Here is a 13,732-nt window from a genome sequence, read left to right as displayed (position 1 = left end):
TCCCACCTGCACGAATACAGGTTTGTAACGGCATCCGCGCTTGGCCTACCCGGTGGGTTCCGGGCGCAAACACGTAGGCGACCGCCGATGGACGCCGTACACGAACCTCGCACAGCTTGTACGCAATCTGCAACATGGCAGATTGAGTGATGGCGGTCTGCCGGGTGGCGTGCTTCACTGCTAGTAGGGCAACAAAGGGCGGAGTTGGAGGGAGAGACAAACAACGGCTCCCGGCGGCAAACGGGAGCCGTTGTCCACCTCTGCGACTTCGTTCGTTGCGACTCGAGCGAGGCGGGAATGGGTCTCTCGCGCCAATGGTGGCCCCGCTCCATCCCCTCTCGCAAGAATCCGCGAAGAGGAGTTCGCCATGCGCACACGGATCTACTATCGCGGGCCGGACGCTCTGGTGTCCGACGATCGGTTCGTCTGGCACCCCACCACCGCACCGCAGGTCTTCGCCATTCCGGATCTTCGCAACGTCGGCCTGGTCCAGGCACCGGCCCGAGTCCGTCCCCATGCTGCCGCTGCCGCCGCCGTCGCCATCGCCGCGGCCGCCGCCGGCTGGCTCCTGCTTCCCGATCCGACCGTGTACGTCCTCGCCTTCCTCGGCCTCGCCATACCGGGCGTCGCCATGATGTGGCGCGAGCCAGGCCGCTGGGAGCTCCACGCGCAGTACCGCGGGACCGCCGTCGTGCTCTACTCCTCCCCCGACGCACGGGTCTTCAACCAGGTGAGCCGGGCGCTGCGGCGCGCCATGGAGGACCGGCGCCCCTCCGCGTGGGGCTACGGTCTCGCAGCCGCCTGAGCTGGGAATTCGTGAGGACCTCTCGGGTGAGATCTCGAATTGATCAAAACCGCACCTTGCAGCCGTCGTTCTGATAGGACAGTAATAGGATGTCCGCGACCTCGCTGGTTGCCACCTAGCAGTCAGCGAGGTGGCGGAGTGCATCTCAGCCGCTACAGAACGTCACCGAACACTTCGACGATGAAGGACTCATGACTGAGGGTGACTCGCCGACGATCGCGCGCCGGCGCGTACGTCTCGCGCTCCGTGAAGCGCGCGAGCGAGCCAAACTCACCCAAGTTCAGGTCGCCGAAGCGATGGAGTGGTCGCACAGCAAGGTCATCAGGATCGAGAACGGGGATGTCACCATCTCCACGAACGATCTGCGGCCGTTGCTGGCCTATCTCGGAATCAAGGACAAGACGGTCGCCGCCGCATTGCTGGCCGACGCACGTATCGCGCGGACCCGGCAGCAGAAAGCGTGGTACCAGGCCACCGAATTCCGCGACAATCTCACCGATGACCTGCGTAAACTGATCGAGTACGAAGGTGACGCATCGGAGATCCGCTCGTACTCGATTTATTACATACCCGGTCCTCTGCAGACGCCGGACTACGCGACCGCGCTGATGGCCCGGTACGAGGACGAGCTGTCCGAGGATCAGCGCAGGTTGCGCGTCGAGGCCAGGAAGAAGCGTCGCGAGGCGCTGCTCGCCCGGTCCAGCGAAGTGCAGATTTTGCTCATGGTCGACGAGTCGGTGCTCCGTCGTACCGTCGGCGGTCCGGCGGTCTTCGCCGCACAACTGCGTGACCTGAGGAAACACAGCGAGGACGGCTCGATCCGGGTGCGGATGGTGCCCTTCTCGCTCGACGCCTCGGTAACCAACAACGCCAGCTTCGACCTGCTCAAGCTGGGCGAGGGAGAAGTGCTGTACCGGGAGACCGGTCTCGGCGACGAAATGATCGAGGACCAGGGGACGGCCGCGAAACATCGCGCGCGATACGACCGGGTCTGGCAGGAGGCCGCGGATGAGGCGGACACGATTCAATTCATCGAACGGCGCATCAAAGACCTGGAGCGGGCCGATACGGACCGGTCGCCCCGGTAACAAAATACAACACCACCAACACCAGAAGAATTCTTGAAAGGTCCCCAATGGAAGAGATGAACGTGCCCGCATGGCGTAAGAGCAGCCGTTGCGGAACGTCGACCTGTGTCGAAGTCGCGAAGGTGGACGAGCAGTACCTCATCCGCGACTCGAAGAACCCTGAGGCCGCCGCTCTCAGCTTTACGCAGGAGGAATGGGACGCCTTCGTGGAGGGTGTGGCCGCGGGCGAGTTCCGCTTCTGAAGTCGTCGTGCCGACCGCTCTGCGATCACGTTTCGCAGAGCGGGACGGTCCAAAATACTCGCATAACAGTTAAATAGCAACAATTTGACGCCGCATACTTCTCATTGAGTGAGGTAAGCGGCATTTTCTCTGTTTCATTCATGTTCGTGCCCGGTCAGGTCCGGTCCATTCGCTTAACGTGGATTCCGAACCGTCACGGAGGTGCACACAACATGATCAAAGCGACGGAAGTGCCGCAGTGGCGTCGGAGCAGACGATGTGCGACCGGCACCTGCGTCGAGGTGGCCCGAGTCGGGGACCGAATGCTGGTCCGCGACTCCAAGGACCTCGACATCGCGCCCCTCCGCTTCACCGAGGAGCAGTGGGAGGAGTTCGTGGCAGGAGTCAAGGCGGGAACCTTCGGTTTCTGATGACTCACCTTCCTTCGGTGCACCCGGATGTCGCGGGCCGAGCGCGGCATACTGCAATGGTGGACGGCAAACCGGGTGCCACCGAGACCGACCGCTTCGCCACCTTGCATGAGGCGGCCGAATCCCTGCTGGACGAGCTCACCGACCGCTACCTCGTGGAGCGGCGGGAGAGCAAGGAACCGCTCGGGCTCGACGACGCGCTCGTACGGACCGTCCGGCTCATCCCCCGCATGCCCACCGGCGCACCGTTGGCGATCAACTTCGCCGAGCCGGGACTGATGGTGCGATTCGGGCGCTGGTGGACCGAGACGCTGCCGGCCTGCGCCTGCGACATCTGCGACGAGGACCCGAAACTCCTCGCCGAGCAGTTGCGCACGCACGCCGACGCGCTCATCGAAGGCGGGCTGTGGGAACGCGTACGCCGTGGGTTGAGTGGGTCCTGGTTCGAGACCCGGCTGATCGGCACGGGCGTCAAATCCGACCGGGAGGGGCCGCTGTCGGCGGCCGGAGCCCGGGACGCGCGTCGCGGTGGTTTCGCCGCACCGATCCAGTGGGCGCCCTGGCAACGTCGTTCACTCTGATCGCCTGAGGCACCGGGCGGGTGGCCGGACTGGCCACCCGCCCGAATGCTGCTCACGAAATCTGTGGGTACCTTGAGCGGAGCAAACGCTCTCACAGCCACACGGAGTCATCGTTTGAGTACGGTCGAGACAGCCGACCTGCGGGCCACCACCCGATCGGTCTACGTCACCTTCATCTTCCTCGGCGTGGCCATGGCCAGCTTCGCCGCCCGTATCCCACAGATCCGCGACCAGCTCGGACTCACCCCGTCCGAATTGGGACTGGTGCTGCTCGCCATCGCGGCCGGATCGATCACCTCGCTGCCCCTGGCCGGGCACCTGGTCCACCGATTCGGCTCGCGTGCCATGGTCGGCACGATGGCCGTGGTGCTGGGCGCAGCCCTGGCCGCCACCGCGATCGGCTACGAGTTCGGCGTCGCCCCGGTCGTCATCGCGCTGTACGTCTACGGCTTCGCGACCGGCGCGTGGGACGTCGCCATGAATGTGCAGGCCGCGGTGGTGGAACGCCGCCTCGGCCGGTCGATCATGTCCCGGTTCCACGCCGGCTACAGCGTCGGCACCGTCGCCGGCGCGCTGGCCGGCGCCGGCGCGGTCAAGGCCGGACTCCCGGTCACCGAGCACGTGGTGATCGCCTGCGTGATCGTCACGGCGGCCGTGGTCGTCGCGGTGCGCGGATTCGTGGCCGACGAGACCGAGCCCGAGCACGAATCCGGCAAGTCCGGTGGCGGCGCCCTGGCGGCGTGGCGCGAACCCCGTACCCTCCTGATCGGCCTTTTCGTCCTTGCCTTCGCCCTGACCGAAGGCGCCGGGATCGACTGGATCAGCATCGCCCTGATCGACGACCACGGCACCGAGGCGTCCACCGGTACCCTCGGCTTCGCGCTGTTCCTGGCCGCGATGACCGTCGGCCGCTGGTTCGGGCCCAACCTGCTCGACCGTTACGGTCGGGTACCGGTGCTCCGGCTACTCGCCGTCACCGGGCTGGCCGGTCTGCTCATCTTCGTCTTCGGCCCGAACCCGGCGATCGCGTTCGGCGGCGCCATGCTCTGGGGACTCGGGGCCTCACTCGGCTTCCCGGTCGGCATGAGCGCCGCCGCCGACGAGCCCGCGAAGGCGCCGGCCCGCGTCGGCGTGGTCGCGTCGATCGGTTACTGCGCGTTCCTCGGCGGGCCGCCGCTGATCGGTTTCCTCGGCGACCACTTCACGGTCTCTCGCGGATTGCTCGCCGTAGCCATGCTGCTGGTGCTGTCGATCGCCCTGACCCCCGCGCTACGCGAACCGGCCCGCTGACGTCATCGGCGCCGGCCGTCTCGCTTGTGCTTGGTACGGCCCGTGAAGCGGCCGCCACCCTGAACCGGCACGGCCGGCCGGCGCCGTTTCCTGCGTGGCCCGATCTTCGCCAGGATCGCCGGAACCCCGATCGTCAGCAGCAGCAATCCCACTACACCCAGCCCGCCCTGAAGGCGTCCGCGGTGCCCGCTGAGCATGTCGAAATCCGTCGCGAAGTCGGTGGGGTCGGCCGGGTTCACCCAGATCGGCACCTCGGTGTCCGGCGGCAGGCACACCTGCGTGCAACCGACCTCCTCCCAGTGCATCCGGCCGTTCACCACGTACCGGAGATACATCGTGGTCGACGCGCTCTCCCGGTTGCCGCCCTTCTCCGTCACCCGGTCGTAGACGGTCGCCCGTGCCGGGATGCCGGTGGCCCTGAGCTCGTCCTTCCAGTCGTCGAGCATGCCGAAGGTGTGGAACGGCAGCCACAGCAGCGCGCCCCCGACCACGGCGAGCAACCCACACCCGGCAGCCAGCCAGATCGATGGAGACCGCTGCGCGTTCACGCGATCATCATGGCCTAAACGAGGGGAACCTTCACTCCCGCTGTGAACGCCGACTCGTGCAGCACCACGGAGGTCAGCTTCGTTCCGCTCGGCACGTCGAAGACCAGCTTCCCCTTGACGGAGTTGCCCGGATTGATCTGCTCCAGGAACGTCGAGGAATCCTCGTTGGCGAAGATCGCCGCGCCGGAGTCGACCGAGTACTCGGTGTTCGCCCCGTCGTAAGCCTTCTGGGAACCGTCGTTGAAGATCTCCGCGGACGTGCCCACGTTCTTGATCGTGACGTCGATCAAGCAGAACTCGCCCTGCGCCTTCTCATTCGCGAACTCGCCACCGACCTCCGCCACACCGCACTTCATGCCGGTCACGGTGAACTGGAACTTCCCGTCCGTCGCGGGTTTGTTCATCTCGCCCGCGGCGGCGTTCTTGCCGCTCTGATTGTCGTCCAGATCCTCGGCCACTTTCGCCGCCCCACCGACGAAAAGGGCGAAAATGCCGACGCATCCCAGGATCATCACCAGAACAATGCCACCGACGATGAACGGCCATTTCTTACGTTTCTTCGGCGGCTGCTGCATCGGCGCGGGGTAGGCACCAAACTGCGGTGGACCGGCCGGATGACCCGGTGGCGGGGTGCCGTACTGCGGCGGCTCGGGTGGCTGGCCGTAGGACGGTGGGCCACTCGCCGGCTGATTCGGGTCGTGTGGCGGCGGATAGGTCACTTGAGGCTCCACGGACCGGCGAGAATGGTAGTGCGGTCAAGTCCGGTCCAGAACCGAACCCCACTTCGAAACACACTAGGGCCCGCGGGTTGCAGTGAGCCGTCAGCCGAGATTGTTTCCGTCGATCGAGACAGCTTGAGAGAACCTCATCTTGGATGGCGCCATTTCACCGACGGGCGTTCCGCCGGTGAAGTCCGGCGCAGTGAAGAATGGTCAAGTTTCTCGACGGCTTCCGCGTACGCCGCAGCCGCATGGTCCACAGGGCCCGCACACGGAAGTCCGTACAGTCTTCCCAAGTAGTCCGGCGCGCTGACGGTTCGGCGGTAGCAACCGCAACGCTGGCGCTATCTGACTGGGCTCACTCCGCACGACCTGCGGCACACCGCGGCGTCACTCGCGGTCGCGGCCGGCGCCGACGTCAAGGCGGTCCAGCGGATGGTCGGCCACGCCTCGGCGGCCATGACGCTGGTCGTGTACACGGACCTCATCGGGGACGAGGTGGCGGACCGTCTCGACCAGGCGGCTCGGCAGGGTGCGGACCAGCACGGTCGGGAGCACGGTGGTCGGCCTGTTCAAAAGAAGAAGCCCAGGTCAGTGACCTGGGCTTTCCCTCTGAGCCGCCTGACGGAATCGAACCGTCGACCTACGCATTACGAGTGCGTCGCTCTAGCCGACTGAGCTAAGGCGGCAACGAGACTGATTCTACTGCATAGACGGACACGGTCTCACCGGGGGAGGATCGTTCGGTGGCCATCGTTCCCCGACAGCGACCCGTCGAGTCCGAGACGAGTGTGCCGAATCGGCCACGTAGCCTCGATCCGCAGGAGCTCGGGTTCACCCGGGAAGGGCCGATCGGCTGGCTCGCGCCGTTGTTGCTGCTCAGCACCGGGCTGCGGACTCTGCTGCACATCCTGTTCGGGGCCTACCTGGACAAGCGGGAACTGCAGAACTCGCTCGACAGTGACGTCTTCGACCACTCGGCCACCGCTACCGGTGAGCTCTGGCTCGACTATGTCGCCGATCTTGGGGACGGGTTCGATGCCACGTACTCGGTGGCCTATCTGCTGGCGCAGGAGGAGCTCGAGGTCGACGGCGAGCGTCTGCCGCGGGGGCGGCTCCTGCTGATGGGCGGTGACCAGGTCTATCCGCTGGCCAGTGGTGACGGTTACGAGAACCGGACGAAGGGTCCCTACCGCGCGGCGTTGCCGGAGGCCCCTGCGGGAGAGCCGCGGCCCACGCTCTTCGCGCTTCCCGGCAACCACGACTGGTACGACGGCCTGACCGCGTTCCTCCGGCTCTTCGCGCGGCGCAAGGACGGACACATCGGCGGGTGGCGGACCGAGCAGCGGCGGTCGTACTTCGCGGTCAAGCTGCCGGCCAACTGGTGGCTGTTCGCGGTCGACGAGCAGTTCGGGGCGTACATCGATGATCCGCAGTTGTTGTATTTCGAGCGCGCCGCGGAGCATGTCGGCCCGGAGGACCGGATCATCCTGATGACGCCGTCGCCCACCTGGGTCAAAGCCCGTCAGAACCCGGATGCGTACGACGCGATCGACTACTTCATCCGGACCATCCTGGCGCCGACGCAGGCGCACGTCCGGGTGCTGGTCTCCGGGGATCTGCACCACTACGCGCGGTACTCGGGCGCGGATCGAGAGTTGATCACCTGCGGTGGCGGCGGGGCGTACACGCTGGGCACGCAGAACCTGCCGGACCATCTGATGGTGCCGCCGAAGGAGACGCTGGCTCGCAGCAGCAGCCGCAGCCGGCGTTACGAGCGGGAGGCGACCTTTCCGGACACGAAGAAGTCGTGGCGGATGGGCTGGGGCGTCTTCCACCGGGTGCCGCGGCGCAATCCCGGGTTCGCCACGATGCTGGGCATCATTCAGACGTTGACCATGCTCGCGATGGCCGGCGCGGCCAGTCAGGGCGGCAACATCCAGCGGTTGTTCAGCATCCCGCTGGTCCTGATGCTGGTGTTGATCATGCTGGGTACGATCCTGTTCGCGAAACCGGACGGGAAGGCGCGTCACTGGATCTTCGGGGTGGCGCACGGGCTGGCTCAGATCGGGCTGGCGGTCGCCGGCACCTGGGTGTGGCTGCAGTTCCCGTTCCGGGACTGGATGTGGCCGGGGCCGCTCGCGGTGGCGGCGCTCGCGTACGGCCCCCTGATCGCCATCGTCTCCACGCAGCTGCTGGCGCTGTATCTGCTGATCGGCGCCCGTTTCGACGTCAATCTGAACGAGCTGTACGCGGGTCAGGGCGTCGAGCACGCGAAGAGTTTCCTGCGGATGCACATCCGCGCCGACGGGACCCTCACGATCCACGCCCTCGGCATCGACCGGATCTGCAAGAGCTGGACGACCGCCCCCGAGGGTGAGCCGCACTCGTCGTGGGTGCGGCCCAAGACCCCGCTGACCGTTCACCGCATCGAGCCGCCGGTCGACGTCGTCTGATCGTCGAGTGCCGGATCCGGGTCGATGATCAGGGTGCGGGCGATGCCGACCATCCACAGCACGGTGAACGCGATGATCGTCGGGTTCTTCACCGCAACCAGCCAGGCGGTCACGAGCTCCCGCCCGGATTCGGGCACGACTGTGGCGATCAGCACATTCGGCACCAGGTCGAAGGTCGCGAACGCGACCGCGAGCAGCGCCCACTGACCCCAGAAGGCGATCCGGCGCGCGTCGAGTCCGAACTTCAGCCGGGCCCAGGCCTCAGGAGCCGGAAAACCACATTCAAGGACCATCAGTCGTACGGCGAGCGCGACGAGCAGAATGCGGACCAGTGCGACCAGCACCTCTGTGGTGATCGAGACGGCGGGCGGGAGATCCCAGCGGACGACCGCGAACCGTTGCAGCGTCGGGATCAGTGACAGACCGAAGACGAGCACGAAGTGGCGTAGGTAGAACCCGCCGGCCCAGGTGGCGGCGGCGCTGCCGAGTGACAGTGTGTCTTTCATGGCAACCTCCAGATATTCCACTAGAGTGGACTATCCAGATGCATGAAGTAAAGGGGTGGTCGTGGCACGTGATTACGGCTGGGAGCTGAGCACCGCGGTCGTGCTCTTTCACGAGGCGGTCGCGCGCCGGCTCGGACTCAACGCGGCCGAGCACAAGGCCCTCGGCGTGATCCTGCGCGGCGGGCCCATGCCGATCGGGGCGCTCGCGCCCGAGCTGGGAGTCGGCGCGACCGCGCTCACCGGGATCGTCGACAGGCTGGAGAAGGCCGGATACGTGCTACGCCAGCCCGATCCGGCCGACCGCCGGCGGACCCTGCTCGTGGCCGATCCCACGAAGACGCCCGACCTCGGCGGCATCTTCGCGGATCTGGGCCGGGCCATGGGCGAGTTCCAGAGCCGCTACGACGAGCAGGAGATGGCCGTGATCACCGACTATCTCGACAACACGATCCGCGTCCTCCGCGCCCAGGTCGCGAAACTCACACAGACTGATCCGGGGCGCGCGTAGCCGTACAAAATGATGGTCTTTATCCGTTGTTGTATTGAGCGTCGTGAGCCTGGCGAGGGGCGCAGACCGAAGCCCGGCTGCAGGAGCAGCGGGAGCCATCGGCGTCCATGCGCACGACGACCGAGTCCTTGGGAACGCTGTGCGCCACGACGCGACCGTCACCCTCCGGAGTCGTCACGCGGGTGCCGATCGCCGGCGCCGAGGCCTGGAACTGCTGGTACAGCGGGTGCTCGTATTTGAGGCAGCACATCAGGCGGCCGCACGCGCCGGAGATGCGCAGCGGGTTGAGCGGCAGATCCTGATCTTTCGCCATGCGGATGGTGACCGGTTCGAAATCGGTCAGGAAGGTCGCGCAACACAGGTCGCGACCGCATGACCCGATGCCGCCCTGGACCCGGGCGGAGTCACGAGCGGAGAGCTGGCGCAGCTCGACGCGGCAGTGCAGCGTGGCGCCGAGATCGCGGACAAGTGATCGGAAATCGACTCGGTGCGGAGCTGTGAAATAGATCGTCGTGCGAGCACCGCCGTTACCCGGCGCATCCAGCACATGGTCGACCGCGACTACCTTCATCGGCAGCTCATGCGCCTTGATCAGCTTCTTTGCGGCGACCTTGGCCTCCGCCTTGCGCTTACGCAACGTCTCGTCGCGGCGAACGTCGGTGTCGTCCGCCAAGCCGGCGATCTTGGGGAATCCGGAGGTGTCCTCCTCGACCCACTGCGGTGCCCAGACGCACTCCGCCACCTCGGGCCCGTCATCGGTCGGCACCAGGACGCGGTCGCCGACGGCCGGGGTGAAGCCGGCCGGATCGAGGTAGTAGAGGCGGCCATACCGATTGAAGCTGACCGCACACAGCATGCCCATGCGATCAACCCTACGACGGTTGGCAAGCCGCACCAAATGCCGGATTTGAACTACCCGCGAGGGTTGTCGCATAGATGCCGCGCAACCGCCCCAATCGACCCTCGTTGGCCAGTCCCGTAGAAGCACCACGCCTCGAAAGGAACTGACCATGACACCCGCCCGCTCGGTGGCCGCCAGCGTCGTAGCACTCGGGTTGGCGGGAACGCTGACCGTTCCGATCCCGGCCTTCGGGGCGCCCGCGTTCAATGCGCCGGCCACCTGTGATCGGCCCGAGCACTACGCCGCGCAGTCCGGCGCCGAGCTCCTCCGCATCGATCGGCTCGACCTCGGTCCGGCCGCCAAGATCACAAACCGGAAGCCGGCGGAGAACAAGGCGAGCGATCCGGATCCGGCTTCCCCTTCCCCGGGTGCCAAAGCCTCCTCCGGTACGGGTGAAGCCGGCACCGGGGGAGGATCGGGCTCCCCCTCCGTCGGGTCTTCCTCCGGCGCGTCCGGGTCTGGCGGCGGCGTGCTTTCCTCTGTGGGGCCTGGCTCGGCTGACGGCGTACTTCCCGTTGTCGGGTCTTCCGGCGGCCGCTCCGGTTCGCCTGACCTCGCCCGGTCCGGGCCCGCCTCCGGGGCGCCCTCCTCTGGCGGGGCTGGTTCTGACGACCTCGCCTCGGAAGCCCGGACGCTGCCCGCCTTCGAACGGACGAGCGGCGGACGGGGCGGCGGCGGGGCGGATCCCGTACTCGGCAGCGTGGGGCTCGGGGAGGCCCGCAGCGTGCTGATCTCCGACGGGCCGGTCAACTCGGCCGGCGCCGCACGGTTGTTGAACGGGAAGGTGGCCGGTTCGACCGATCGTGACGAACTGGTCGTTCAGCAGGCGCCACCGGTCAGCCCGAAGGCGAACACGCGACGGACCGGCTCGAAGAAGTACGGGCCGATGAAGGTCGGTGCCGGCAACCTCAGCGCCCGCGCGATCTGGGCACACGCCATGGGCTGCGGAAACACGACCGGCGACACATCCACGGCGACCGCCGCGATCAGCCGGGTCACCATCGCCGGCGGAGGCAGTGCCGCGCTGGTACGCGTACCGGAGAAGATCACCAGCCGCAGCGGCACCGCCATGCGCCGTCGCGGCGGCGATCCGCAGTCGGTCGCGTCCGCCACGATCACCGCCGGACGGATCAGCCTGGCCGACAACGAGGTGCGCATCCGGGTACTGCGAGCCCCCGAGCTGCACGTCAGCATGACCGCACGTGGCAAGAGCCGTGTCGACTACCAGCCGGCGGTCGTCGAGATCTCCGGCAAGAACGGCAAACAGACCCGCCTGACTACACCTGGTGACTATCTTGACATCACACTGAGTAATGAAATGCGTCTGCTCGAGTCACTCCCCGGTCGACTCGACCCGATCGGGGACATGCCGCTGCCGAAGGTCACCGACCTGCCGCGAATCGCCGACACCGAGCACACTCCCAAAACGGGCGACAAACCGGGAGCGACACTCCGAATCGGACTCGGCGACGTACGCCAGGCGACCAAGGGAAACGCGATCGCCGCCCGAGCCACCGCGATCCGGGTGACGCTGACGCGCAATGTGGATGGAGGCGACCACGCACCGTCCGGTTTGGTGGCCGACTTCGGCATCGGAATGCTCGAAGCCGCGGCGGTAGCCCCCAAGGGCATCGCCGGCCGCTCCGGCGCGCCGTCCCGGCAGGGCGGTCACACCCAGCAGGGCGGCTCGGCTCAGCAGGGCGGCTCGGCTCAGCAAGGCGGCTCGGCTCAGCAAGGCGGCTCGGCCCAGCAAGGCGGTCACGGCCAGGGCAGTTCTGCTCACCAGAGCGGTCCGACCCAGCACGGCGCTTCTCCCGGCGCCGGTACTGCGAGATTGCCGGTCACCGGCCCCAGCCTCGTTCCACTGCTGATCACCGGAGCCGCCTTGATCATCTTTGGTGCGGGCGCGATCGCCCTGACCACCCGCCGCCGCCGCAACCAGCCCTGACCGCGGCCCACAAACACCGAGCGTCGCGTTGAGTCGGGCCGGTTCCGTTCGGACCGGATCAAATCGCGGCGAGCCAGGCGGATCGGACCGGATCACGGCAGGCGCGCGGATCAGGTCGAACCGGACGGATCGTCGCGCCGGATCGGTCCGAACCAGGCGGACCGCCGCGTCGAATCGGGCCGAGACGGGCCGCGTCGCCGCGCCGCGTCGGATCGGTCCGATCCAGGCGGACCGCCGCGTCGAATCGGGACAAGACGGGGCGGGTCGCCGCGCCGCGCCGCGTCGGATCGGGACAAGACGGGTCGCCGCGCCGCGTCGGATCGGGCCGAGACGGGGCGGGTCGGATCGGATCGCGCGACTCAATCGGATCGCGCCCAGCCGGGCGTATCCGATCGAGTCCGATCGGATCGTGCCGAGACGGGCGGATGGACTCGCGCCCCAGCCGGCCGGATCGGATTGCATCGCGTCGGATGGCGCTGAGCCGGTCGGGTCGGGGTCATTCACAGCTCGCGCGGGCCCTGACTCAGAAGGCCCAACGAAATTCTGGAGTCAGGGTCTCCGGCAGGCCCGCGAGCCGAAGTCCAAGAACCGTAGCCGAGCCACGTAATTGCACCGGGACTCTACGTCGGAGGGACGGCTGACGGGGAGGACCTCGACAATAAAAGATCTGGACACCTTTTTCGATCAGGGTCTGAGCGAGCCGTGGCTGATCCCCGACATCAACCAGCGGATTAACGTTCCAAGGCCTCGAAAACCGCAACATCACTGTGCTGGACGATCATCTTGGCCGGCTTTTCGAGGCCGGCTGTGCCCTATGACTGCTTCCCCGGCCGAGAAGGGTGCGCAAGGCGCGGCTGGCCGATCGAATGTCGGGCATGCGGCTTCCCTGTCCGACGTGACCGCCAAGGGAGATCCTGACCGGCGTGGAAGGTCCTAACAGGTGTGATAGGTCCTGACCGGCACGGGAAGTTATGACCGGCACGGGAAGCCCTGACCCCGACTCCGGAAGCCGTCTAAATGGGAATGGCGGGCAGGCAGCATTGCAAGAAGTTTGGTCGGGGCTTTGCAGCGATGAGCGCTAGACACCTTTTACGGTCAGGGTCTGTTTGGGGCCGGTAAGGACAGTCCTGTCCCGGGCCACCTGCTGGTGGGGACAGTCCTGTCCCGGGCCACCTGATCGCCCAGCCGTGGCCGGCGAACCCTTCCCCGGGCTGTTGATCGCCCAGCCGTAGCCGGCGAACCCTTCCTCAGACCGCCTGATCGCCCAGCCGTGGCCGGCCAACCCTTCCTCAGACCGCCTGATCGCCCAGCCGTGGGCGGCGAACCCTTCCCCGGGCTGTTGATCGCCCAGCCATGCCCAGCGAACCCTTCCCCAGACCGCCTGATCGCCCAGCCGTGGGCGGCGAACCCTTTACCGGGCCGGAGGCAGCGATATCCCGGAGCCCGGCTCCGAAAACGGCCCTAGTTGATCGTCCAGCACCGGGTCGCGGCGGTAACCGACCCCGCGAGCCCGGAGCCCACGACGGTAACGCCCGGCCATCAGCCGACCGAGCGCCACCGACGGCTCAAACGAATGCGGCTGACGGGCCGGGAACCCCGACTGCGAAAGGTGTCTAGTGTCCTGCGCCAGAAATTCGGCTACAAAATCGGGCGAGTGATTCGAGGATTTCTTCGGCTGTCTTGGTCCATATGAACGGGCGCGGGTTGGTGTTCCAGTCGGCGATCCAGTC

The 13,732-nt window shown here is 66.8% G+C and carries 14 protein-coding genes, 1 tRNA gene and 1 pseudogene; 10 read left to right on the top strand and 6 right to left on the bottom strand.

Going from position 1 to position 13,732, the window contains the following annotated elements; translation table 11 throughout:
* Positions 1–367 precede the first annotated feature (367 nt).
* The 6 genes from CLV67_RS43705 to CLV67_RS43680 all read left to right on the top strand — a co-directional run bounded on the left by CLV67_RS43705 (position 368) and on the right by CLV67_RS43680 (position 4,416).
* Positions 368–805, top strand: a complete 438-nt coding sequence (locus tag CLV67_RS43705) for a DUF6232 family protein (RefSeq protein WP_106329592.1) — start codon at positions 368–370, stop codon at positions 803–805.
* 191 nt (positions 806–996) lie between these two features.
* Positions 997–1,893 carry a helix-turn-helix domain-containing protein gene (locus CLV67_RS43700; RefSeq protein WP_106329590.1) on the top strand — a complete coding sequence of 299 codons (897 nt, stop codon included), beginning with the start codon at positions 997–999 and terminating at the stop codon, positions 1,891–1,893.
* 47 nt (positions 1,894–1,940) lie between these two features.
* Positions 1,941–2,135 carry a DUF397 domain-containing protein gene (locus tag CLV67_RS43695; protein ID WP_106329588.1) on the top strand — a complete coding sequence of 65 codons (195 nt, stop codon included), beginning with the start codon at positions 1,941–1,943 and terminating at the stop codon, positions 2,133–2,135.
* A 212-nt stretch (positions 2,136–2,347) separates the two neighbouring features.
* The gene (locus CLV67_RS43690; protein ID WP_106329586.1) at positions 2,348–2,545 is read left to right on the top strand and encodes a DUF397 domain-containing protein; all 198 of its coding nucleotides are present in this window, start codon (positions 2,348–2,350) and stop codon (positions 2,543–2,545) included.
* A 56-nt stretch (positions 2,546–2,601) separates the two neighbouring features.
* The gene (locus tag CLV67_RS43685) at positions 2,602–3,126 is read left to right on the top strand and encodes a DUF6226 family protein (RefSeq protein WP_239166840.1); all 525 of its coding nucleotides are present in this window, start codon (positions 2,602–2,604) and stop codon (positions 3,124–3,126) included.
* Positions 3,127–3,240: 114 nt separating this feature from the next.
* Positions 3,241–4,416, top strand: a complete 1,176-nt coding sequence (locus CLV67_RS43680) for an MFS transporter (protein WP_239166839.1) — start codon at positions 3,241–3,243, stop codon at positions 4,414–4,416.
* Positions 4,417–4,418: 2 nt separating this feature from the next.
* Here CLV67_RS43680 and CLV67_RS43675 read toward each other — a convergent pair whose 3' ends face one another.
* The gene (locus CLV67_RS43675) at positions 4,419–4,964 is read right to left on the bottom strand and encodes a DUF3592 domain-containing protein (RefSeq protein WP_239166838.1); all 546 of its coding nucleotides are present in this window, start codon (positions 4,962–4,964) and stop codon (positions 4,419–4,421) included.
* A gap of 14 nt (positions 4,965–4,978) precedes the next feature.
* On the bottom strand, positions 4,979–5,539 hold the full coding sequence (locus CLV67_RS43670) for a DUF4352 domain-containing protein (RefSeq protein ID WP_106329749.1): 561 nt from the start codon (positions 5,537–5,539) through the stop codon (positions 4,979–4,981).
* A 492-nt stretch (positions 5,540–6,031) separates the two neighbouring features.
* Between CLV67_RS43670 and CLV67_RS53980 the strand changes: the two are divergent.
* Positions 6,032–6,109 (top strand): annotated as a pseudogene (locus CLV67_RS53980) (tyrosine-type recombinase/integrase); the annotation flags it as partial.
* Here CLV67_RS53980 and CLV67_RS54630 read toward each other — a convergent pair.
* Positions 6,074–6,259 (bottom strand): hypothetical protein, encoded by a 186-nt coding sequence (locus tag CLV67_RS54630; RefSeq protein ID WP_307833902.1) that lies wholly within the window; start codon positions 6,257–6,259, stop codon positions 6,074–6,076. The pseudogene CLV67_RS53980 and the gene CLV67_RS54630 overlap by 36 nt on opposite strands.
* Positions 6,260–6,298: 39 nt before the next feature.
* A tRNA-Thr gene (locus CLV67_RS43660) sits at positions 6,299–6,372 on the bottom strand.
* Positions 6,373–6,429: 57 nt separating this feature from the next.
* Here CLV67_RS43660 and CLV67_RS43655 point away from each other — a divergent pair.
* Complete coding sequence (locus CLV67_RS43655) at positions 6,430–8,139, top strand: metallophosphoesterase (RefSeq protein WP_106329580.1); 1,710 nt, start codon at positions 6,430–6,432, stop codon at positions 8,137–8,139.
* Here CLV67_RS43655 and CLV67_RS43650 read toward each other — a convergent pair.
* Positions 8,106–8,645, bottom strand: a complete 540-nt coding sequence (locus CLV67_RS43650) for a hypothetical protein (protein WP_106329578.1) — start codon at positions 8,643–8,645, stop codon at positions 8,106–8,108. The two genes, CLV67_RS43655 and CLV67_RS43650, sit on opposite strands and share 34 nt — an antisense overlap.
* Before the next feature lie 61 nt (positions 8,646–8,706).
* Between CLV67_RS43650 and CLV67_RS43645 the strand changes: the two genes are divergently transcribed.
* Positions 8,707–9,153, top strand: a complete 447-nt coding sequence (locus CLV67_RS43645) for a MarR family winged helix-turn-helix transcriptional regulator (protein WP_239166837.1) — start codon at positions 8,707–8,709, stop codon at positions 9,151–9,153.
* Between the two features lie 19 nt (positions 9,154–9,172).
* On the opposite strand, the gene CLV67_RS43640 is transcribed toward CLV67_RS43645, so the two are convergent.
* Positions 9,173–10,015 carry a PSP1 domain-containing protein gene (locus CLV67_RS43640; RefSeq protein WP_106329574.1) on the bottom strand — a complete coding sequence of 281 codons (843 nt, stop codon included), beginning with the start codon at positions 10,013–10,015 and terminating at the stop codon, positions 9,173–9,175.
* 739 nt (positions 10,016–10,754) lie between these two features.
* Between CLV67_RS43640 and CLV67_RS43635 the strand changes: the two genes are divergently transcribed.
* The gene (locus CLV67_RS43635) at positions 10,755–12,002 is read left to right on the top strand and encodes a hypothetical protein (protein WP_106329572.1); all 1,248 of its coding nucleotides are present in this window, start codon (positions 10,755–10,757) and stop codon (positions 12,000–12,002) included.
* Positions 12,003–13,732: the final 1,730 nt, after the last annotated feature.

The organism is Actinoplanes italicus (assembly GCF_003001815.1).
In the GTDB taxonomy this organism is placed as follows: Bacteria; Actinomycetota; Actinomycetes; order Mycobacteriales; family Micromonosporaceae; genus Actinoplanes; species Actinoplanes italicus.
Note: the sequence above shows the minus strand (reverse complement) of the source record. Positions and strands in the feature narration are given on the sequence as shown.

What these genes read in the sequence shown, in the direction of transcription:
- CLV67_RS43705 (WP_106329592.1), top strand. Translation starts at nt 368, where the DNA reads ATGCGCACACGGATCTACTATCGCGGGCCGGACGCTCTGGTGTCCGAC.
- CLV67_RS43700 (WP_106329590.1), top strand. Translation starts at nt 997, where the DNA reads ATGACTGAGGGTGACTCGCCGACGATCGCGCGCCGGCGCGTACGTCTC.
- CLV67_RS43695 (WP_106329588.1), top strand. Translation starts at nt 1,941, where the DNA reads ATGGAAGAGATGAACGTGCCCGCATGGCGTAAGAGCAGCCGTTGCGGA.
- CLV67_RS43690 (WP_106329586.1), top strand. Translation starts at nt 2,348, where the DNA reads ATGATCAAAGCGACGGAAGTGCCGCAGTGGCGTCGGAGCAGACGATGT.
- CLV67_RS43685 (WP_239166840.1), top strand. Translation starts at nt 2,602, where the DNA reads ATGGTGGACGGCAAACCGGGTGCCACCGAGACCGACCGCTTCGCCACC.
- CLV67_RS43670 (WP_106329749.1), bottom strand. Translation starts at nt 5,539, where the DNA reads ATGCAGCAGCCGCCGAAGAAACGTAAGAAATGGCCGTTCATCGTCGGT.
- CLV67_RS43650 (WP_106329578.1), bottom strand. Translation starts at nt 8,645, where the DNA reads ATGAAAGACACACTGTCACTCGGCAGCGCCGCCGCCACCTGGGCCGGC.
- CLV67_RS43640 (WP_106329574.1), bottom strand. Translation starts at nt 10,015, where the DNA reads ATGGGCATGCTGTGTGCGGTCAGCTTCAATCGGTATGGCCGCCTCTAC.